The organism is Pseudomonas sp. SBB6 (assembly GCF_024213215.1).
In the GTDB taxonomy this organism is placed as follows: Bacteria; Pseudomonadota; Gammaproteobacteria; order Pseudomonadales; family Pseudomonadaceae; genus Aquipseudomonas; species Aquipseudomonas donghuensis.
The window spans coordinates 155434-175942 of the sequence record NZ_JANAVH010000004.1; the positions used below are offsets into that span (position 1 = coordinate 155434).

At 62.9% G+C, this 20509-nt stretch carries 24 protein-coding genes; 10 read left to right on the forward strand and 14 right to left on the reverse strand.

Annotation, left to right across the window (positions count from 1 at the left end; all coding sequences use genetic code 11):
• Window positions 1-110 precede the first annotated feature (110 nt).
• The gene (locus NLX68_RS09540; RefSeq protein ID WP_254283799.1) at window positions 111-620 is read left to right on the forward strand and encodes a DUF1993 family protein; all 510 of its coding nucleotides are present in this window, start codon (window positions 111-113) and stop codon (window positions 618-620) included.
• 61 nt (window positions 621-681) lie between these two features.
• Here the strand turns inward: NLX68_RS09540 and mtgA are convergent, their stop codons facing one another.
• A complete protein-coding gene (gene mtgA, locus NLX68_RS09545) occupies window positions 682-1404 on the reverse strand; it encodes a monofunctional biosynthetic peptidoglycan transglycosylase (protein ID WP_254283800.1) in 723 nt (240 codons plus the stop codon).
• Between the two features lie 70 nt (window positions 1405-1474).
• Here mtgA and NLX68_RS09550 point away from each other — a divergent pair, with 70 nt between their 5' ends.
• The 4 genes from NLX68_RS09550 (at window position 1475) to trmB (ending at window position 3723) form a co-directional block, all read left to right on the forward strand.
• Window positions 1475-1846, forward strand: a complete 372-nt coding sequence (locus NLX68_RS09550) for a DUF423 domain-containing protein (protein ID WP_010222197.1) — start codon at window positions 1475-1477, stop codon at window positions 1844-1846.
• Between the two features lie 101 nt (window positions 1847-1947).
• Window positions 1948-2148 (forward strand): sulfur carrier protein ThiS, encoded by a 201-nt coding sequence (gene thiS, locus NLX68_RS09555; RefSeq protein WP_254283801.1) that lies wholly within the window; start codon window positions 1948-1950, stop codon window positions 2146-2148.
• 48 nt (window positions 2149-2196) lie between these two features.
• Complete coding sequence (locus tag NLX68_RS09560; RefSeq protein ID WP_010222199.1) at window positions 2197-2991, forward strand: thiazole synthase; 795 nt, start codon at window positions 2197-2199, stop codon at window positions 2989-2991.
• 9 nt (window positions 2992-3000) lie between these two features.
• Entirely contained in the window at window positions 3001-3723 is a 723-nt protein-coding gene (gene trmB / locus NLX68_RS09565; protein ID WP_254283802.1) for a tRNA (guanosine(46)-N7)-methyltransferase TrmB, read from the forward strand.
• A 149-nt stretch (window positions 3724-3872) separates the two neighbouring features.
• Here trmB and NLX68_RS09570 read toward each other — a convergent pair whose 3' ends face one another.
• The 9 genes from NLX68_RS09570 to NLX68_RS09610 all read right to left on the reverse strand — a co-directional run bounded on the left by NLX68_RS09570 (window position 3873) and on the right by NLX68_RS09610 (window position 10510).
• Window positions 3873-4196, reverse strand: a complete 324-nt coding sequence (locus tag NLX68_RS09570) for a DUF3392 domain-containing protein (protein ID WP_010222202.1) — start codon at window positions 4194-4196, stop codon at window positions 3873-3875.
• A gap of 9 nt (window positions 4197-4205) precedes the next feature.
• Window positions 4206-5420 (reverse strand): radical SAM family heme chaperone HemW, encoded by a 1215-nt coding sequence (hemW, locus tag NLX68_RS09575; protein ID WP_254283803.1) that lies wholly within the window; start codon window positions 5418-5420, stop codon window positions 4206-4208.
• On the reverse strand, window positions 5417-6013 hold the full coding sequence (gene rdgB, locus NLX68_RS09580; RefSeq protein WP_010222204.1) for an RdgB/HAM1 family non-canonical purine NTP pyrophosphatase: 597 nt from the start codon (window positions 6011-6013) through the stop codon (window positions 5417-5419). The genes hemW and rdgB overlap by 4 nt, the downstream gene beginning before the upstream one ends.
• Entirely contained in the window at window positions 6010-6444 is a 435-nt protein-coding gene (locus tag NLX68_RS09585; protein WP_254283804.1) for a DUF4426 domain-containing protein, read from the reverse strand. Before NLX68_RS09585 ends, rdgB begins: the two co-directional genes overlap by 4 nt.
• Window positions 6445-6468: 24 nt before the next feature.
• Window positions 6469-7089 (reverse strand): methionine biosynthesis protein MetW, encoded by a 621-nt coding sequence (gene metW, locus NLX68_RS09590; RefSeq protein WP_038997652.1) that lies wholly within the window; start codon window positions 7087-7089, stop codon window positions 6469-6471.
• Window positions 7090-7096: 7 nt separating this feature from the next.
• Window positions 7097-8236, reverse strand: coding sequence for a homoserine O-acetyltransferase (locus tag NLX68_RS09595; RefSeq protein WP_254283805.1), 1140 nt, complete (start codon window positions 8234-8236; stop codon window positions 7097-7099).
• 129 nt (window positions 8237-8365) lie between these two features.
• On the reverse strand, window positions 8366-8956 hold the full coding sequence (locus NLX68_RS09600; protein WP_254283806.1) for a YggT family protein: 591 nt from the start codon (window positions 8954-8956) through the stop codon (window positions 8366-8368).
• A 10-nt stretch (window positions 8957-8966) separates the two neighbouring features.
• Window positions 8967-9785 (reverse strand): pyrroline-5-carboxylate reductase, encoded by an 819-nt coding sequence (proC, locus tag NLX68_RS09605; protein ID WP_254283807.1) that lies wholly within the window; start codon window positions 9783-9785, stop codon window positions 8967-8969.
• Between the two features lie 38 nt (window positions 9786-9823).
• Window positions 9824-10510 (reverse strand): YggS family pyridoxal phosphate-dependent enzyme, encoded by a 687-nt coding sequence (locus NLX68_RS09610; RefSeq protein WP_254283808.1) that lies wholly within the window; start codon window positions 10508-10510, stop codon window positions 9824-9826.
• A 66-nt stretch (window positions 10511-10576) separates the two neighbouring features.
• Between NLX68_RS09610 and NLX68_RS09615 the strand changes: the two genes are divergently transcribed.
• A complete protein-coding gene (locus NLX68_RS09615; RefSeq protein ID WP_254283809.1) occupies window positions 10577-11605 on the forward strand; it encodes a type IV pilus twitching motility protein PilT in 1029 nt (342 codons plus the stop codon).
• Here NLX68_RS09615 and NLX68_RS09620 read toward each other — a convergent pair.
• On the reverse strand, window positions 11602-12237 hold the full coding sequence (locus NLX68_RS09620; RefSeq protein ID WP_254283810.1) for a C40 family peptidase: 636 nt from the start codon (window positions 12235-12237) through the stop codon (window positions 11602-11604). The genes NLX68_RS09615 and NLX68_RS09620 overlap by 4 nt on opposite strands.
• Before the next feature lie 247 nt (window positions 12238-12484).
• Between NLX68_RS09620 and NLX68_RS09625 the strand changes: the two genes are divergently transcribed.
• A complete protein-coding gene (locus NLX68_RS09625) occupies window positions 12485-12904 on the forward strand; it encodes an NINE protein (RefSeq protein WP_010222217.1) in 420 nt (139 codons plus the stop codon).
• Window positions 12905-12951: 47 nt separating this feature from the next.
• On the opposite strand, the gene NLX68_RS09630 is transcribed toward NLX68_RS09625, so the two are convergent.
• From NLX68_RS09630 to NLX68_RS09640, 3 genes are all read right to left on the reverse strand, one after another.
• Complete coding sequence (locus tag NLX68_RS09630; RefSeq protein ID WP_038997644.1) at window positions 12952-13641, reverse strand: SPOR domain-containing protein; 690 nt, start codon at window positions 13639-13641, stop codon at window positions 12952-12954.
• Between the two features lies 1 nt (window position 13642).
• Window positions 13643-15379, reverse strand: coding sequence for an arginine--tRNA ligase (argS, locus tag NLX68_RS09635; protein ID WP_254283811.1), 1737 nt, complete (start codon window positions 15377-15379; stop codon window positions 13643-13645).
• 161 nt (window positions 15380-15540) lie between these two features.
• Window positions 15541-17760: a primosomal protein N' gene (locus tag NLX68_RS09640; RefSeq protein ID WP_254283812.1), complete on the reverse strand. Its 2220-nt coding sequence runs from the start codon at window positions 17758-17760 to the stop codon at window positions 15541-15543.
• A gap of 171 nt (window positions 17761-17931) precedes the next feature.
• Here NLX68_RS09640 and rpmE point away from each other — a divergent pair, with 171 nt between their 5' ends.
• The 3 genes from rpmE (at window position 17932) to NLX68_RS09655 (ending at window position 20417) form a co-directional block, all read left to right on the forward strand.
• Entirely contained in the window at window positions 17932-18147 is a 216-nt protein-coding gene (gene rpmE, locus NLX68_RS09645) for a 50S ribosomal protein L31 (protein ID WP_010222223.1), read from the forward strand.
• A gap of 2 nt (window positions 18148-18149) precedes the next feature.
• A complete protein-coding gene (locus NLX68_RS09650; RefSeq protein ID WP_254283813.1) occupies window positions 18150-18971 on the forward strand; it encodes a thermonuclease family protein in 822 nt (273 codons plus the stop codon).
• Between the two features lie 177 nt (window positions 18972-19148).
• A complete protein-coding gene (locus NLX68_RS09655; protein WP_254283814.1) occupies window positions 19149-20417 on the forward strand; it encodes a malic enzyme-like NAD(P)-binding protein in 1269 nt (422 codons plus the stop codon).
• Window positions 20418-20509 lie beyond the last annotated feature (92 nt).

Genomic DNA, 20509 nt, shown 5'->3' on the forward strand with positions numbered 1-20509 from the left:
CGACGAGTCGGGGCTTTTTTATGCTGCCAGGCCTTTCACGCGGCAGCGCAGGTCTATAATCGCGCCACGTTGGCCCTGTCACTTTTTCCGCCACCCCTGTCGAGACTGTTATGACCATTTCCTTGTATGCCGCTTCTGTTCCCGTTTTCAAGCAAATGCTCAACGCCTTGAGTGATGTTCTGAACAAGGCCGAAGCTCACGCCACGGCGAAAAACATTGATCCGGGCGTCTTCCTCCAGGCTCGCCTGTATCCGGATATGTTTCCACTGGTTCGCCAGGTGCAGATCGCTGTTGATTTCGCCAAGGGTGTATCGGCGCGACTGGCTGAGGTCGAGTTGCCGAAATACGATGACAGCGAAACCACCTTTGCTGAACTGCAAGCGCTGATCAGTAAGGTTCTGGCTTTCCTGGACGGCGTTGCGCCAGCGCAGATCGACGGCAAGGAAGGCATCGAAATCGTGACCCGTCCGGGCACGCCGAAAGAGAAGCGCTTCAGTGGCCAGGCTTATTTGCTGACCTACGGCCTGCCGCAGTTCTTCTTCCACGTCACCACCACTTACGCAATCCTGCGTCACAACGGTGTAGAAGTGGGCAAACGTGACTATATGGGCGCGTTCTAAGGCGTTTACCCAGTAATCAGCAAACAAAAAACCTGGCAAAGTGTGCGCTTTGCCGGGTTTTTTATTGGCGCCAAGGCGCCCGGCGGGGGCTGTCCAGCTGCGCCAGATAACCGCTACCGCCCAGCTGGCGCATCTGCTGGCGAATCCAGCCGGCGCGTCGCGCCACATAAGTGCTTGGCCGGCTGGCACTCCAGTTCAACGGGCTGGGCAGCACCGCGGCCAGCAGGCTGGCCTGTTGGCGCGATAGTTGACGGGCATCGACGCCAAAGTGGTGCCGCGCTGCGGCCTGCGCGCCAAACACGCCTTCACCCCATTCAGCGCTGTTGAGATAGACCTCAAGAATCCGCTCTTTCGACCACAGCAGCTCGATCAGCGCGGTGAACCAGGCCTCCAGGCCCTTGCGCAACCAGCTACGGCCAGCCCAGAGGAACTGGTTCTTGGCCACTTGCTGGCTCAGGGTGCTGGCGCCGCGGATACTGCCACCGCGTTCGTTATGGGCCAGCGCCGCCTGGATGGCGTTGAAGTCAAAGCCCCAGTGGTTGGCGAACTTCTGGTCTTCGCCGGCGATCACCGCCAGCTTGAGCTCATCGGATATCTGCTCCCACGGCTCCCAGTCCCGTTGCAGGTCGATGGGCTGGCCGTTGAACCAGGACTCGACCTTGCGCTCGACCATCAGCGCGGTGCCTGGCGGCGGCAGCCAGCGAAACACCAGCACCAGCAGGGCACTGCCTGCGGCAAACCACAGCAGGGCACGGGTGAGGCGACGGAAAATGGAAGACAGCATAGGTGATGGCTTGGCCGAACCGATGGAGCGGGCCATTATACAGACCCTGTGCTGACTAGGAGTCTTCCCAATGCTGCGTAGTTTTCTGCTGCTTTCGGCGTTTTTCGGCTTTACCGGCGTGGCCCTGGGCGCCTTTGCGGCTCATGGCCTCAAGGGCCGGCTGAGCAGCGAATACCTGGCGATCTTCCATACCGGCGTGACCTACCAGCTGGTGCATGCCCTGGCGCTGCTAGCGGTGGCGGTGCTGTCGGTGCACCTGCCCGGGCGCCTGGTCGGTTGGGCCGGTGGTCTGTTCGCCCTGGGGATCCTGCTGTTTTCCGGTAGCCTGTATGTGCTGACCCTGAGCGGTATCGGCAAGCTCGGTATCATCACCCCTTTTGGCGGCCTGGCGTTTCTCGGCGGATGGCTGTGCCTGGGCCTTGCAGCCTGGCGCCTGAGCTGACCCGTGAGTCCGGATCGAGACGAATGGCGCGGCCCGGCCTTGGGTTTGCGCCCTGATCAGGGCTAGAATGCGGGCCCCTAAAAATAATGGCGGCCGTGCGCATGCGCATTCAACTGAACGGTGAACCTTTCGAATTGCCCGATGGCGAAAGCGTCGCGGCGCTGCTCAACCGGCTTGACCTGGCAGGTCGCCGGGTGGCGGTCGAACTCAACCTGGACATCGTGCCACGCAGCCAGCACGACAGCACCGCGCTGAACGACGGCGACCAGGTTGAAGTGGTGCACGCCATTGGCGGTGGCTAGGCCTTCGCGATTTACCTGCAAGTCCCTCAACCTTCAAGAGGATTACCGATGAGCAACGTTCGTAGCGACAAGCCCTTCACCCTGGCCGGTCGTACCTTCCAGTCGCGCCTGCTGGTCGGCACCGGCAAGTACCGTGACCTGGAAGAAACCCGCCTGGCCATCGAGGCTTCCGGTGCCGAGATCGTCACCGTGGCCGTGCGCCGTACCAATATCGGCCAGAACCCGGGCGAACCGAACCTGCTCGACGTACTGCCGCCTGATCGCTACACCATCCTGCCGAACACCGCCGGCTGCTTTGATGCGGTCGAAGCCGTGCGCACCTGCCGTCTGGCCCGTGAACTGCTCGATGGCCACAACCTGGTCAAGCTGGAAGTGCTGGCCGACCAGAAGACCCTGTTCCCCAACGTGATCGAGACCCTCAAGGCCGCCGAAGTGCTGGTCAAGGACGGTTTCGACGTGATGGTCTACACCAGCGACGACCCGATCATCGCCCGTCAGCTGGCTGAAGCCGGCTGTATCGCGGTGATGCCGCTGGCCGGCCTGATCGGTACGGGCCTGGGGATCTGCAACCCGTACAACCTGCAGATCATCCTCGAGGAATCGAAAGTCCCGGTGCTGGTCGATGCCGGTGTCGGTACTGCTTCCGACGCCACCATCGCCATGGAAATGGGCTGTGAGGCGGTGCTGATGAACTCGGCAATTGCTCACGCACAGCAGCCGATCATGATGGCCGAAGCCATGAAACACGCCATTGTCGCTGGCCGTCTGGCTTACCTCGCCGGGCGTATGCCGAAAAAACTCTATGCCAGCGCCTCGTCGCCGCTGGATGGTCTGATCAAGTAAGAGCCCCTGATGACTGAATCGCAAGAAACGCCGATCACCACCGAAGGCGAAGAGCGCCAACACCGCCGCATCAAGAGTTTCGTGATGCGCGCCGGGCGCATGACCGAAGGCCAGCAGCGTGGCCTGGACCAGGGTGGGCCGCTGTTCATCCTGCCCCTGGCTGATAGCCCGGTGGACTACGACCAGGTCTTCGGCCGCTCGGCGCCGCGTACCCTGGAGATCGGTTTCGGCATGGGCCATTCCCTGCTGGAAATGGCCGCTGCCGCACCGGAGCAGGACTTTATCGGTGTCGAAGTGCACCGTCCGGGTGTCGGCGCACTGCTCAACGGTGTGCTGACCCAGGGCCTGAAGAACCTGCGGGTGTATGACTGCGATGCCATCGAAGTGCTGAACAAGTGCGTGGCTGACAACAGCCTCGACCGGCTGATGCTGTTCTTCCCCGACCCTTGGCACAAGAGCCGTCACCACAAGCGCCGCATCGTCCAGCCGGAATTCGCCGCGCTGGTGCGTAGCAAGCTCAAGGTTGGCGGTGTGTTCCATATGGCGACCGACTGGGAGCCCTATGCCGAATACATGCTCGAAGTGATGAACGTGGCGCCGGGTTATCGCAACCTGGCCGAAGACGGCAAGTGCGTAGAGCGCCCGGCCGAGCGCCCGATCACCAAGTTCGAACGCCGCGGCGAGCGGCTTGGGCATGGGGTGTGGGATCTGAAGTTCGAGAAGCTGGCATAAAACGGCGACCGCTTTGCGGTCGATCGCCGGCAAGGCCGGCTCCCACAGGTGCTGTGATTGCCTGCAGTTTTGAGGTGTCAGGAGATCTTTGTGGGAGCCGGCTTTGCCGGCGATGGGCTGCGAAGCAGCCCTGAAAGCGCCCTATTTTTTCAGCGTCGATCAGCAACCACGCCAATCAACACCAGCACAATCAGCAACACCGGCGCCAACGCATAATTGTTGAACTGCGCCAGCCCCTTCACTACCCACGGCGTGGCATAGATCAGCGCCGCACCGCTGCCGATCATCACCAGCAGGGCCATGAACGGCACGCGCAAGGCGCCTGCAAGGCCGCCCAGGCGTTGTTCGACCCAGCCTTTGATGTCGGTGCCGAACAGCACCAGCAAACAGCCCACCAAGGCCAGGGAAATCTCCGACAAGTTGCTGCGACTCCAGCGGGAAACGGTCGAGAGCAGGTCGAGTACCAGGTCCATTCGCAATCCTTAGGTCAAGAAATACTGCAGCAGGTCGTTGAGGAACAACTGGCCACGCGCGGTAGCGACCAGTCGCGTCGGTTCGACCTGCAAAAGCCCTTTTTGTTCGGCTTCACGCCGTGCTGCCGCAAGCTGTTCCAGCGGCAAGCCGGTGCGCTGGCTGAAGAGCTCGATCTCCACCCCTTGGGTCAGGCGCAGGGCGTTCATCAGGAACTCGAACGGCAGCTCATCCACCGGCAGCAGCTTCTCGCCGGCCTTGAAGGCCTTGGCCGGGTTCAGGTAGTCCTTGGGCAGACGGGTCTTCCAGGTGCGCAGGATACGCCCGTCGGGGTGGCTGAGCTTGCCGTGGGCGCCGGCACCAATGCCGATGAAATCGCCAAAGCTCCAGTAGTTGAGGTTGTGGCGGGCGGCGCGGCCGGGCTGGGCGTAGGCCGAAACTTCGTACTGGGCATAGCCGTGGCTGGCGAGCAGGGCCTGGCCGGCCTCCTGGATGTCCCAGAGGATGTCGTCTTCGGGCAACAGCGGCGGCTGGTTCCAGAACACCGTGTTTGGCTCCAGGGTCAGCTGGTACCAGGACAGGTGCGTAGGGTTCAGCGCGATGGCCTGGCGCAGGTCGTCCAGGGCGTCGTCCAGCGACTGGTCGGGCAGGCCGTGCATCAGGTCGAGGTTGAAGTTGTCGAACCCGGCATTGCGCGCCATGTCGGCGGCGCGAATGGCCTCGTCACCGTTGTGGATGCGGCCCAGGGCTTCGAGCTTGGCCTGCTGGAAGCTCTGGATGCCGATCGACAGGCGATTGATGCCCAACTGCCGGTAGGCTTTGAACTTCTCCTGCTCGAACGTTCCGGGGTTGGCTTCCAGGGTGATCTCGATGTCCCTGGCAAACGGGATGCGTTGCTCCACACCCACCAGCAAGCGGCCCAGGGCGCGGGCGCTGAACAGGCTCGGGGTGCCGCCGCCGAAGAAGATCGAGCTGATCGGGCGGCCATAAACGGCGCCCAGTTCCTGGTCCAGGTCGGCCAGCAAGGCATCGACGTAGGCTTCTTCAGGCAGCTCGGGGGTAGCGGCGTGGGAGTTGAAGTCGCAGTACGGGCATTTGCGCACGCACCAGGGGATATGGATGTACAGCGCCAGGGGCGGCAACTGCGTCAATGCCGCCCGCGGTGCTTGGGAAGAAAAGCCAGCCTCGCCCAAGTGCAGTGGCTGTGCCGGCGAACGCTCGGTCATGCCAGGCCCAGACGTTGACGCAACAGGCTCATGGCGCGCGCACGGTGGCTGATCTGGTTCTTGTCGGCAGGGCTCAGCTCGGCGCTGGAGCAATCGCGCTCCGGCACCCAGAACAGCGGGTCATAGCCAAAACCGTGGGCGCCGCTGGCCTGGGTCAGGATGCGACCATGCCACAGCCCTTCGCAGAGGATCGGCAGCGGGTCGTCGGCATGGCGGACCAGGGCCAGGACGCAGACGAACTGGGCGCCGCGCTGTTCTTGCGGAACGTCCTTGAGCACATCGAGCAATTTGGCGTTGTTTGCGGCGTCGCCTTTGCCATCGGCGTAACGTGCCGAATAGATGCCTGGCGCGCCGCCCAGGAAGTCCACGGCCAGGCCCGAATCGTCGGCCAGCGCCGGCATGCCGGAAATGCGTGCGGCATTGCGTGCCTTGAGGATGGCGTTCTCGACGAACGACAAGCCGGTTTCTTCCGGCTCGACGCTGCTGAATTCGCCAATGGAACGCAGCCGCACGGTGTCACCGAGCATGGCCTGCAGTTCCTTGAGTTTGCCGGCGTTGTGGCTGGCCAATACGATTTGTTGAAAAGTCATCATTCGCCTGGAAAAAGCTCTTGGTTGAAGCTGATGGTTTCGGTCTTGCCTTCAACGCCAACATTGATGGTGAAGGTACGGGTTTCCTGTTGCTCAACAGGGAACTGGGCGATGTAGTAGATCGCGCCTTGCTCGGTGATCTGCTTGAACTTCAGCGGTACCGAGGCGCTGGTCAGGTCCTTGACGGTGCCGCTGACCTGGGTGACCACCGGCTTGCCGGCCTTGATCACCGAGACGTTGATCACGCCCCGGTTCTTGCTGCGCACCAGCTCCGCAGACTTGGCAATGTCCGGCTGCAGGAAGGTGGAAATAAAGGTGCTGTAGTGCACGGTGGTATCGCCAAAGACTTCCTTGCGCTCGCCCTTGATGGCATCGGCGGCAACCGCCGACAGGCTCAGGCAGGCAACCAGTAAATAGCTCAACAAGCGACCCATGATCGTTCTCCTCCGGTGTGCGGGTTAAACCGCGACCTTGTGTTCGGTAAGGCCGGGGCTGCTGACACGGTAAATGCCGATCTCACCTAGAAGATTAGGCCATAGCTTGCTCGCCCACCCGTGGCGGTGCAAATGGTCGACCGCCAGGCGGTCGAGGACCTGGGCGCGGCGTTCGCTGCACAGGGCCTCGAAGTCTTCAAAGGTGCAGAAGTGGATGTTCGGCGTGTTGTACCAGGTATACGGCATGAAGTCGGAAACCGGCATGCGACCTTTGGTCGCCAGGTACCAGCGGCAACGCCAGTGGCCGAAGTTGGGGAAGGTGATGATGCACTGGCGGCCAACGCGGAGCATTTCGTCGAGGATCCGGTCGGGGTACTCCACGGCCTGCAGGGCCTGGGTCATGACCACCACGTCGAAACTGTTGCTGGCGAAGTTGCCCAGGCCCTTGTCGAGGTCCTGCTCGATGACGTTGACGCCCTTGGCCACGCACTGGGCGATGTTGTCGGGGTCGATTTCCAGGCCGTAGCCGGCGACCTGCTTGTGGTCGCGCAATGACGCTAGCAGCTCACCGGTACCGCAACCGAGGTCGAGTACCCGGCTGCCGGCGGGGATCCAGTCTTGGATGATTTCCAGGTCGGCTCTCATAGGGTCCTCAGCAGACGATGCGGTTCATGTAGTTCGTGAAACCCGTGATGTAGCGCGGGGTCGGGATCAGGAAGGCATCGTGGCCATAGGGCGAGTCGATATCCAGGTAGCAGACGTTCTTGCGCGCGGCGATCAGGGCGTCGACGATCTCGCGCGAGCGCGCCGGGGAAAAGCGCCAATCGGTGGTGAACGACATCACGCAGTAGTCCGCCGTGACATGCGCCAGGGTCGCCGCCAGGTCACCGCGGTGGCTGGCGGCCGGGTCGAAGTAATCCAGCGCCTTGGTCATCAGCAGGTAGGTGTTGGCGTCGAAACGGCCGGAGAACTCCTCGCCCTGATAGCGCAGGTAGCTTTCGACCTGGAACTCGACGCTGTGAAAGTCGTAGTTGAGCTTGTCGCTTTTCAGCTCGCGGCCGAATTTCTCACCCATGGAGTCGTCGGACAGGTAGGTGATGTGCCCGACCATGCGCGCCAGCATCAGGCCGCGCTTGGGGATCACGCCCAGGTTTTGGAACGAGCCGCCGTGGAATTCCGGGTCGGTGAGGATGGCCTGGCGCGCCACCTCGTTGAAAGCGATGTTCTGCGCCGAGAGCTTGGGTGCCGAGGCGATGTCCAGGCAGTGACGCACGCGGTCGGGGTAGGTGATGGTCCACTGCAGCGCCTGCATGCCGCCCAGGCTGCCGCCCACCACCGCGGCCCATTGCTGGATGCCCAGGCGATCGGCCAGGCGCGCCTGGCTGTGCACCCAGTCTTCCACGGTCAGCACCGGGAAATCGGCGCCGTAGGGCTTGCCGGTGAGCGGGTTGATGCTGCTGGGGCCGGTGCTGCCGTTGCAACCGCCGAGGTTGTTGAGGCTGACCACGAAGAAACGATTGGTATCGATCGGCTTGCCCGGGCCGATGCAGCTGTCCCACCAGCCCGGCTTGCGGTCGTCGGGGCTGTGGTAGCCGGCGGCATGGTGATGGCCGGATAGCGCATGACAGATCAGCACGGCGTTGCTGGCGCTGCTGTTGAGCGTGCCGTAGGTTTCGTAGATCAGTTCATAGGTGGCCAGCGAGCGACCGCAGGCCAGCGCCAGCGGCTCGCTGAACTGTGCCAGTTGCGGTGTTACCAGACCGACCGAATCTTCGGGAAAGACAGTGGACATCGACCCTGCTCACGCTTGAATGAGGCGTAAGTCTAAAGACCACTGCGGAGTGCGGCAAGGAGAGCATCGCGGGTCAAGCCCGCTCCCACAAGGTCTGTGGGAGCGGGCTTGATCCGCGATTGCTATAGATCAGACCAGCAGGCGCAGAACCTCCGGCATTCCGGTCATCGCCGCCAGGTTGTTGATCACCAGCATGTCGATCAGCTTCAGGGCCATGAACGCCAGGATCGGCGAGATGTCCAGGCCGCCCAGGTTAGGCAGGATGCGCCGGAACGGGGCGAGGAACGGGTCGCAGATCTGGTTGATCAGCTCGGCGCCCGGGTTATGGCTGCCCGGTGCAACCCACGAGAGGATCACGCTGATGATCAGGGCGAAGAAGAAAATCTTCAGAAACAGTGAGGTCACGCCAATGATCGACCAGACCAGCAGTTGCAGCGGGTTGCCGGTGGTACCGTAGGCCAGCAGCAAGGTCAGGCACATCACCAGCATCTGGATGATGATCGCCAGCAGCAGCGACGACATGTCCAGGCCGAACAGGCTCGGGATCACCCGACGCATCGGCTTGAGCAGCGGTTGGGTGGCACGTACGGCGAACTGGCTGAGCGGGTTGTAGAAGTCCGCGCGTACCAGTTGCAGGACAAAGCGCAGGACCACGATCAGCAGGTAAAGGCTGCCGAGGGTCTGCAGCACATAGATTGCAGCGGTATTCAATCCGATCATCTTCGGCTCCTTAGTTGCCCAGTTGTTCGGCCATTTCGGCCGAGCGGTGCGCAGCGGCACCCAGCGCCTGTTCCACCAGCGCTTCGAATCCATTGGCCTGGAACGACTTGATCGCCGCTTCCGTGGTGCCGGCCGGCGAGGTTACCCGGCGGCGCAGCTCGGCGGCGTCGACATCGCTGCTGACCGCCATGTGCGCGGCGCCCAGGGCGGTTTGCAGGGTCAGCTTGGCGGCGGTTTCCCGTGGCAGGCCGAGTTTTTCGCCGGCGGCGGTCATGGCCTCGATCAGCAGGAAGAAGTACGCAGGGCCACTGCCGGACACGGCGGTCACCGCATCGAGCTGTTGCTCGGCGTCCAGCCACAGGGCGATACCCACGGCCGACAGCAGTTGCTCGGCCTGCTGGCGCTGGGCCGGCGAAACCTGGGCGGTGGCGAACAGGCCGCTGACGCCCTGGCGCAGCAGCGCCGGGGTGTTGGGCATGCAGCGCACGATCGGCTGGGCACCGAGCCAGTTGTTCATGCTCGCGCAGGTGATCCCGGCGGCAATCGAGACCACCAGCTGCTCGGGCTTGAGGCTGGGTTTGAGGGCTTCGCACACGGCTTTCATCGCCTGTGGCTTGACCGCCAAGACCACCACATCGGCACCTTCGATGGCCTGGGTGTTGTCGGCGAACATCTCGATGCCGTGCTCGGCATGGATTTTCGCCCGCTGCTCGGCGCCCGGATCGCTGGCGCGGATCTGCGAAGCTTCCAGGCCCTGGGCGCGCAGGCCGCCGATCAGGCTGGCAGCCATGTTGCCGGCGCCGATAAAGGCAATACGAGTCTTGCTCATGTCAGGTCCTTGATAGGGAAAGAGGGAAAAAGCATGGGTCAGGGCTGGCCGTAGTCACGGGCACCGAACAGCGCGGTGCCGATACGCACCCAGGTCGCGCCCTGGGCAATCGCGGCTTCCAGGTCATGGCTCATGCCCATGGACAGGGTGTCGAGGTCCAGGCCAAGGCTCGCCTGCAGTTGGCGCACCCGGGCGAAGGCGGCCTGTTGGGCGGCCTCGTCGTCGGTCGGCTCGGGAATCGCCATCAGCCCGCGCAGGCGCAGGCGTGGTAGCGCGGCGATGGTGCTGGCCAGTGCCGGCAGCTCCTCGGGGGTGCAGCCGGACTTGCTCGCTTCGCCACTGACGTTGACCTGCAGGCAGATATTCAACGCGGCAAGGTGGTCGGGGCGTTGCTCGGATAGGCGTTGGGCGATTTTCAGGCGGTCCACGGAATGTACCCAGTCAAAGTGCTCGGCAATCGCACGAGTCTTGTTCGACTGAATGGGGCCGATGAAGTGCCAGGTCAAGGGCAGGTCGGTCAATTCGCCCTGTTTGTTCAAGGCTTCCTGCAGGTAGTTCTCACCGACATCGCGCACCCCGGCGGCGAAGGCTTCGCGCACGGCGGCGGCGGGTTTGGTCTTGCTCACGGCCAGCAGCTGGACGGCCGAAGGCTCGCGCCCGGCGGCCAGCGCGGCGGCACGGATGCGTGCGGCGAGCGTGGAAAGGTTGTCTGCTATGGTGGACATTGATCGATGCCAGCGGCTCTTTGGGTCTGCGGCATTCTACCTGCTTGGCGGTCTTTGGGGAGTCTCATGGATGTGACTGAACTACTGGCGCTGGCGGTGCGGGCCGGTGCCTCCGACTTGCACCTGGCGGCGGGCGAAGTACCGGCGCTGCGTCTTGAGGGGCGCTTGAGCCCGCTGGCGCTGCCGCTGCTGACGCCGCAACACATGGATGAACTGCTCGCGCAAATCATGTCTGAGGCGCAGCAAAAGGATTTTGAAACACATTCGGACGTCGATTTTGCCTTCGCCGTGCCAGCATTGGCGCGCTTTCGGGTCAATGCGTTCCAGCAGTTGCAGGGCGCTGCGGCGGTGCTGCGGGTGATTCCGGCGCAGGTCAGCAGCCTGGCCGAGCTGGGTCTTGGGGATGTGTTTCGACAGATTGCCGAGCTGTCGGGCGGGCTGGTGCTGCTCACCGGGCCCACCGGTTCGGGTAAATCAACCACCCTCGCGGCCCTGATCGATCACCTGAACCGCGAGCGACCATTGCATATCGTCACCCTCGAGGACCCCATCGAGTTTATCCACAGCTCGCAGCGCAGCCGGATCAGTCAGCGCGAGATCGGCCGGCACAGCCATGGTTTTACCCAGGCATTGCGTGCGGCGCTGCGTCAGGACCCGGATGTGATCATGCTCGGTGAGCTACGCGACCCGCAGACCATTCGCCTGGCCCTGACTGCGGCGGAAACCGGGCACTTGGTGCTGGCCACGGTGCATACCGGCTCGGCGGCGAAAACCATCGATCGCCTGGTGGATGTATTTGCCGCCGAAGAGAAGCAACTGGTGCGCGGGATGCTGGCCGAGTCGCTGCAGGCGGTGGTGTCGCAGGTGTTGGTCGAGCGTGTTGGCGGTGGGCGGATGGCGGCCCACGAGATCCTGCTGGCAACGCCGGCAGTGCGTAACCTGGTCCGTGAGGGCAAGGTGGCGCAGCTCTATTCGGCGATTCAGACAGGTGGGGCGCAGGGCATGCAGACCCTGGACGGTTGTCTGCAGGGCCTGGTGCGGCAAGGGCTGGTCAGCCCCGACAGCGCTCGTGAGCGGGCGCCGGGACGTTTCTAGCGCTTGGCCAGGGCCAGTTGCTGGCTTTTTGGCAGGACGCGTTTGGCAACCACGTAGCGGCTTTGCCAGTAAGGCTTGTTCAGGGTGTCGATGCTGACCCGCTTGCCGGTGCGCGGCGCGTGGATGAAGCGGTCGTTACCCAGGTAGATGGCGACGTGGTTGACCCGGCGGCTCTTGATGTTGAAGAAGATCAGGTCGCCTGGCTTGAGGTCGTTGCGGTCGACCTTGATGCCGTGGCCGCTGGCCATGGCGTTGGAGGTGCGTGGCAGGTCGACTTCATCGATGTCGTTGAAGGCGTACTTGACCAGGCCGCTGCAGTCAAAGCCCTTGCTCGGGCTGCTGCCGCCCCAGCGGTACGGGGTGCCGAGCACGTTGACCGCGCGGCTGAGCACATCGCTGCTCTGCTGCGGCGACATGGCCGCGGCGACCGGTAGCGGCTTGCTCGAACGGGCGCTGCGCTTGGGGTTGTGCTGGATGTTGCTGCTGCTGACGTTCTTGTATGCACGTGCAGCAGTGGAATTGGAGGTATACCCGGAGAAACCGTTGGGTAGCCGTTGCTCACGATTGGTGGCGTGGGCGGCCAGTGGCAATAATAGGCAGATGGTCAGCCATGTCTTGAAAAAAGGACGCATAGGCAGGGCTCTAGGTGGGTTAGCGCGCAACTTTATAACAGCTTTTTGATCAAATTCTGATCCGTTGGTCGATTCCAGGTGCCGGCAAAAACCGCCAGAAGCGGCGATTGGCCTGCATTTGAAAGGCGCGGGCCAGACAGGATAGGGGTTTGCGGCGGGTGGGGTGGCAAATGACCACACGTCGGGTCGCCAGAGAAAAGTCACATTTTTCTTTAGAAAATTTATCGATAACCCACAGGGGCTATGAATGAACAGTTATCAACAGGGCAGTCAATTGCACGACACCCACAGCAAAGTGATCGGTTATCTGCTGTGGATTTTTGGTTTCACCGGCGCGCACCGCTTCTACTACGGCAAACCGGTCACCGGCACCCTCTGGTTCTTCACCCTGGGCCTGTTGGGCATTGGCTGGCTGATCGACCTGTTCCTGATCCCGGCGATGGACCGCGAAGCCGACCTGCGCTTTCAGCCAGGTCCACTGGACTACAGCCTGGCGTGGATCCTGCTGACCTTCCTGGGGGTGTTTGGCGTGCACCGCATGTACCAGGGCAAGTGGATCACTGGCCTGATCTACCTGTGTACCGGCGGGCTGTTTCTGGTGGGTGTGCTGTATGACTTCTGGACGCTCAATACCCAGGTGTCACTGGCCAACGCTCAGCGGCGTTAAAGCCGGAGGCCTTGTCGCAGTGCGCTGCGACAAGGCTTGGGGCGGGGTTACTGGCGGGTCTGGCGTTGCTGCAACAGCAAGTTGCTGAAGCCGCTGCCGGCCAGTTGCTTCTGCGCCACGGTCAGCTGTTCACGGTTGCTGAACGGGCCAACCAGTACGCGGTACCAGGTTTCTTCCTTGACCGTTCCGGATTCCACCTTGACCGCCTGGCCGAGCAGGATGATCTGCGCGCGAACCTTGTCGGCATCCGCCTGCTTGCGGAACGAACCGGCCTGCAGGAAGAACTGGGTGGTCGCCGCCGGCTTGATCACCGGTGGTGCTGGCGGTGGCGTCTGCCCCATCAGCGCTGCCTGGGCGCGGGCGGTGTCGATCTTCGCCGCTTCCGCCGGGGTGACCGGAGGTTGCGCCGGCACCGGCGGGGTTTTCTCCGGTACCGCTTCAGGTGGCACGATCACTTCCGATTCCGGCAGCAGGGTATAGAAGTCGTACTTCGGCTTCACCGGCTGCTGCGGGCTGGGTGCGGTCTTGTTGGCTTCGGCGACCTTTTCGGCCTTCTGCTGCTCGGGCTTGGTACGCTTGACCTCGCCGTTGCCCGGCTCGAGCTTCATCAGGAAAACGACAAAGGCGCCCACCGACAGGCCGATTGCCAGCCACAGCCAGCCCGGGATCGGTTGCTTGGCAGGTGCCTGATAGCGGCTGGCGCCGCGCTTGGGTGCAGGTTTTTTCTTGGCAGCCAACTTACATGCGCTCCAGGGTTTCCAGGCCGAGCAGTTCCAGACCTTGCTTGAGGGTACGACCGGTCAGGGCCGCCAGACGCAGGCGGCTCTGCTGCTGTTCAGGGGTGTCGGCGCCGAGGATCGGGCAGTTCTCGTAGAAGCTGGAGAACAGGCCAGCAACGTCGTACAGGTAGGCGCACAGCACGTGCGGGGTGCCTTTTTCGGCAACGTTGTTGAGGATCTCGCCGAACTGCGCCAGGCGTGCAGCCAGGTCCTGCTCCTGTGGCGCTTGCAGGATGATCTGGCCGTCGACTTCGTCGAAGCTCTTGCCCAGCTTGCGGAACACACCGGCAACGCGGGTGTAGGCGTACAGCAGGTAAGGCGCGGTGTTGCCTTCGAAGTTGAGCATCAGTTCGAAGTTGAAGCTGTAGTCGCTGGTGCGGTGCTTGGAGAGGTCGGCGTACTTCACCGCGCCAATCCCGACGACTTCGCCAATGGCGCGCAGGTCGGCCTCGGCCAGCTCAGGGTTTTTCTCCTTGACCAGGGCGTAGGCACGTTCCTTGGCTTCGGTGAGCAGGTCGATCAGCTTCACCGTGCCGCCGTCGCGGGTCTTGAACGGACGGCCGTCGGCGCCGTTCATGGTGCCAAAGCCCATGTGTTCCATGTGCATCGGGTGGCCGACAAAGCCGGCGCGGCGGGCCACTTCGAACACCTGGTTGAAGTGCAGGGCCTGACGCTGGTCGACGAAGTACAGGGCGCGGTCGGCCTTGAGTACATTGCTGCGGTAGCGCACGGCAGCGAGGTCGGTGGTGGCATACAGGTAGCCGCCGTCGGCTTTCTGCACGATGACCGGCAATGGCTCGCCTTCGGCGGTCTTGAACTCTTCAAGGAACACGCACTGGGCGCCCTTGCTTTCGACCAGCAGGCCCTTGGCCTTGAGGTCGTTGACGACATTGGCCAGGTCATCGTTGTAGGCGCTTTCGCCCATGACGTCAGCCATGGTCAGTTTGACGTTGAGCAGCTCGTAGGTCTTCTGGCAGTGCGACAGCGAGATGTCCTTGAAGCGGGTCCACAGCTTCAGGCATTCCGGGTCGCCGGCTTGCAGCTTGACCACCAGGCCACGGGCACGGTCGGCGAACGCTTCGGATTCGTCGAAGCGCTTTTTCGCCGCGCGGTAGAAGTTTTCCAGGTCCGACAGCTCGTCGCTGGTGATCGGGTTTTCCTGCAGGTAGGCCATCAGCATGCCGAACTGGGTGCCCCAGTCGCCAACGTGGTTCTGACGGATCACGTCATCGCCGAGGAACTCCAGCACGCGGGACACGGCGTCACCGATGATGGTCGAGCGCAGGTGGCCGACGTGCATCTCCTTGGCCAGGTTCGGTGCCGACAGGTCGACTACCACCTTCTGCTGCGGGCCGGCTTTCTTCACGCCAAGCTTGGCGTCGGCCAGGGCAGCATCCAGGCGCGAAGCCAGGGCCTGGGTGTTCTGGAAGAAGTTGAGAAAGCCTGGGCCGGCAATCTCGACCTTGCTGACCTGCTCGTCGGCAGGCAGGGCGGCGATGAGCTTCTCGGCCAGGTCGCGTGGCTTCATGCCGGCTGGCTTGGCCAGCATCATCGCGATGTTGCTGGCGAAGTCGCCGTGGGTCTTGTCTCGGGCGTTCTCCACCTGGATCGCCGGCGTCAGCCCTTCAGGCAGCACACCGTCGGTGACGAGTTGGGTGAGGGCTTGCTGGATCAGCTGGCGAATGGTGTCTTTCATGGGCTTCTCTTTCGACCGCAAGCGCGGCGGCGCTTCGATGCGCAGGTGGAAAAACTGGACATTATCCGTTGCCGGGGCGAGGTTGCCAACCTTTGGGGCGCTATCGCGGGGCAAGCCCGCTCCTACAGGGATGTGTAGGAGCGGGCTTGCCCCGCGATGGATCAGTACAAATCCACCGGATCGACATCCAGCGACCAACGCACCTGCCGCCCGGACGGCATCTGCTCCAACACTAGCAACCAGGCGCTGATCAGTCGATGCAAAGGTGCCCGGGCATTGGCCTGGAGCAACAATTGCGCACGAAACCGCCCCGCGCGGCGCTCCATCGGCGCCGGTACCGGGCCGAGCAGCTCGATACCGTGCAGGCCCTGTTCGGCCAATAACTGTTCGGCGGCGCTGCAGGCTTCATCGAGAAAACCCTCGGCCTGCCCCGGCTTGTGCGCCTCAGCGCGCAACAGGGCCAAGTGCGCGAAGGGCGGCAGGCCGGCGGCGCGGCGCTCGCTCAAGGCCTGCTCGGCAAAGGCGAAGTAGCCCTGTTCGGTCAGTTGCACCAATAAAGGATGGTCGGCCAGGTGGGTCTGGATGATCACCTTGCCCGGCTCTTCGGCGCGCCCGGCCCGGCCGGCGACCTGGACGATCATCTGCGCCATGCGCTCGCTGGCGCGAAAATCCCCCGAGAACAGGCCGCCATCGGCATCGAGGATCGACACCAGGGTCACCCGCGGAAAGTGATGCCCCTTGGCGAGCATCTGGGTGCCGACCAGGATGCACGGCTGGCCGCGCTGGATGGTGGCGAACAACTGGTTCATCGCATCCTTGCGCGAGGTGCTGTCGCGGTCGACGCGCAGTACCGGGTAATCCGGAAAGAGAATGCTCAGGCGCTCTTCGGCGCGCTCGGTACCGGCGCCAACCGGGCGCAGGTCGACCTTGTTGCACTGCGGGCACTGGCGCGGCACCCGCTCGTCATAGCCGCAGTGGTGGCAGCGCAGCTCGTTGGAGCGCTGGTGCACGGTCATCCGTGCATCGCAGCGCGGGCACTCGGACATCCAGCCGCAGTCATGGCACAGCAGTGTCGGGGCAAAGCCACGGCGGTTGAGGAACACCAGTACTTGTTGGCCGGCAGCCAGGGTCTGGCCGATGGCTTGCTGCATCGGCCCGCTGATGCCACTGTCCAGTGGCCGGCTTTTGACATCCAGACGCAAGAAGCGCGGCTGCTGGGCGCCGCCAGCACGCTGGTTGAGGCGCAGCAGGCCGTAGCGGCCGCTGTGGGCGTTGTGCAGGCTCTCCAGCGAAGGCGTGGCCGAACCCAGCAGGATCGGGATGTTCTCCTGGCGCGCGCGCACCAGCGCCAGGTCGCGGGCGTGGTAGCGCAGGCCTTCCTGCTGCTTGTACGAGCCGTCGTGCTCTTCGTCGATGATGATCAGCCCCGGGTTTTTCATCGGCGTGAACAATGCCGAGCGGGTGCCGATGATGATGTCGGCCTCGCCGTCGCGGGCGGCCAGCCAGGCGTCCAGGCGCTCGCGGTCGTTGACCGCCGAGTGCAGCAGGGCGATGCGCGCGTTGAAGCGCTGCTCGAAGCGCGCCAAGGTTTGCGGCCCGAGGTTGATCTCCGGGATCAGGATCAGCGCCTGCTTGCCGGCTTCCAGGGCTTCGCGGATCAGCTGCAGGTAGACCTCGGTCTTGCCGCTGCCGGTAACCCCGGCCAGTAAAAACGCATGAAAGCTGTCAAAACCCGAGCGCACGGCATTGAAGGCGGCGCGCTGCTCGTCGTTCAGGGGCAGTTCCGGCTGCGCCAACCAGCGCTCGTGGCGCTCCTGGGGCAGGTGGCGGCGCACTTCGACCTGGACCAGTTCCTTGGCCAGCAGCAGGTCGAGGCTGTCCTTGCTCAGCATCAGCTTGCTCAGCAAGGTATGGGCAACACCGTGGGGATGTTGCGCCAAGGTTGCCAGGGCTTCGCGCTGGCGCGGTGCGCGGGCGATGCGCGGGTCGTCCAGGCGAGCGCCCGGAGCCACTTGCCAGAAGCGCTCCTGGCGCGCTTGCGCCGGTTCGCCCTGGCGCAGCAACACCGGTAGGGCCCAGCTCAAGGTGTCGCCGAGGCTGTGCTGATAATATTGCGCGGTCCACAGGCACAGCTTGAACAGCGCCGGTGGCAGCGGCGACACCGGGTCGAGCAGGGCTATGGCCGGCTTCAGCTTGTCGGCCGGCACCTCGCTGGTGTCGCTGATCTCGATGAGGATGCCGATCATCTCGCGCCGACCGAACGGCACGCGGATGCGCATGCCCGGGGTCAGTGCCTGGCGCGCCATGCTCGCCGGTGCCCTGTAGTCGAACAGCCGCCGCAGAGGCGAGGGCAGGGCAAGGCGTAGAATGACGTCGGACACGCGAAAGGTTCTCTGCAGGGGAATTCCAGGACCCGGCGAGCCTAGCAGACGACCGCCGGTGTAAGCGACAACTTGCGTTGGCTGTTTGCTCTGGTATTATTCGGACCCTATTTTGCGTGCGGTATTCAACAATGGTGTTGAGTGGCGGCACGTCAGCACTGAGGAAACACCATGAAAGCCGATATCCATCCGGTATACGAAGCTGTAGAAGTTACCTGCAGCTGCGGTAACAAATTCGAAACTCGCTCGACTCTGGCCAAGGCCCTGCCGATCGACGTTTGCAACCTCTGCCACCCGTTCTACACCGGTAAGCAGAAGGTCCTGGACACCGGCGGCCGCGTACAGAAGTTCGCAGATCGCTTCGGCATGTTCGGTGCCAAGAAGTAAGATTGCGCGAAGCTGGCCCCATGGGTTTGGCATTGCTGCTGAAAAAGGCGTCCCTCGCGGGCGCCTTTTTTATGGGTGCGATTTGGCAGTTGCCGGCCCTGGCGTTCTGCGCGGCGCCGGTCGATGCACAAGTGGTCAGTGTGCGTCAGGTGGTCGACGGCGATACCTTGCGTCTGAATGATGGTCGCAGCGTTCGCTTGATCGGCATCAATGCACCGGAAATTGGTCGCAAGGGTCGCACCAGTGAAGCCTTCGCCGAGGCCGCGCGTCAGCGCTTGCAGGCCCTGGTCAAGGCCAGTGGCGGCCAGGTTGGCCTGGTTCCCGGCGTCGAGGCGCGGGACAAATACGGCCGCACTCTGGCGCATGTCTACGGCCGCTCTGGCGACAATTTCGAAGCACAACTGCTCAGTGAAGGCCTTGGCTATCGTGTTGCGGTGGCGCCAAACGTCTCACTGACAGTCTGCCAGGAGCAGGCCGAGCGCGCCGCTCGTCAGGCCGGCAAGGGCCTGTGGCGGCAATCGCCACTGACCCCGGCGAGCGAGTTGCGCCAGTCTGGCTTTGCACTGATAAGTGGAAAGGTGATGGATATCGAGCGCAATCGCGGTGGTATCTGGATCGAAATTGACGATTCTCTGGTGCTCCAGGTGCCGGCGCGCCTGCAGCGCAATTTCCCCTCTTCCTTCCTAACTGATCTGAAGGGTCGACACATCGAAGCCCGCGGTTGGGTGCTGGATCGTTCCCGCAAAGGTGGCCTGAAGCCTGGTCAGCAGCGCTGGTTGCTACCGCTGACCGATCCTTCGATGCTGGAAAGGGTCGAAAGATAAAAATTGTCTACATTTTTAATTTCGATTGTACACATCGAAACCCTTACAGACTGCGGCTCTTGGCGGAAAGTCGTAGGTTAAAGGCCTTGACACAAGTGACCGACCAGTCTTGTCGGCCCTTTGCTCTTTGCGTATCCTCGGCGGTCCGTCAGAACAGTAAATAGCGGAATGCCCACCATGTCAGATCTGAAAACCGCCGCTCTCGAATACCATGCTCAGCCTCGTCCGGGGAAACTGAGCGTCGAGCTCACCAAACCTACCGCGACTGCTCGCGACCTGGCGCTGGCCTATAGCCCAGGCGTTGCTGAGCCGGTACGCGAAATTGCTCGCGATGCAGAGCTGGCGTACAAGTACACCGGCAAGGGCAATCTGGTAGCAGTCATTTCCGACGGCACCGCCATCCTCGGCCTGGGTAACCTCGGCCCACTGGCGTCCAAGCCGGTCATGGAAGGCAAGGGCGTTCTGTTCAAGCGCTTCGCCGGTATCGACGTGTTCGACATCGAAGTCGACGCCGAGAGCCCGCAGGCCTTCATCGACACCGTCAAGCGTATCTCCATCACCTTCGGCGGCATCAACCTCGAAGACATCAAGGCGCCAGAGTGCTTTGAAATCGAGCGCGCGCTGATCGAACAGTGCGACATTCCGGTATTCCACGATGACCAGCACGGCACCGCGATCGTTACCGCCGCCGGCATGATCAACGCCCTGGAAATCGCTGGCAAAAACCTGGCCGACGCCAAGATCGTCTGCCTGGGCGCCGGTGCTGCCGCCATCTCCTGCATGAAACTGCTGGTGAGCATGGGCGCGCAGATCGAGAACATCTTCATGGTTGACCGCACTGGCGTGATCCACGCTGGCCGTGACGACCTGAACCAGTACAAGGCGGTGTTCGCCCACGCTACCGACAAGCGCACCCTGGCTGACGCCTTGCAAGGCGCTGACGTGTTCGTCGGCCTGTCCGGCCCGAACCTGCTGAGCGCTGAAGGCCTGAAGTCGATGGCGCCGAACCCTATCGTGTTCGCCTGCTCCAACCCTGATCCAGAGATCTCCCCGGAGCTGGCTCACGCCACCCGTGATGATGTGATCATGGCCACCGGTCGTTCCGACTACCCGAACCAGGTCAACAACGTACTGGGCTTCCCGTTCATCTTCCGTGGTGCCCTGGACGTTCGCGCCAAGCGCATCAACGAAGAGATGAAGATCGCCGCCGCCAACGCCCTGAAGGACCTGGCCAAGCTGCCAGTGCCGAAGGAAGTCTGCGCAGCCTACGGCGTCGACTCCCTGGAATTTGGCCGTGAGTACATCATTCCGAAGCCAATGGATGCCCGTCTGATCACCGTCGTTTCCGATGCCGTGGCCAAGGCCGCGATCGAGACCGGCGTGGCAACCCTGCCGTATCCGAAGAACTACCCGCTGAAAAACGTGGATGACGTGTTCAACGGCTAAGCTGTTGTAGCGTTGTAACCAAAAGCCCCGGCTCGCGAGAGTCGGGGCTTTTTTGTGGGGGATCGTCTGTGGGTGGGTGTTGGCTTCATCGC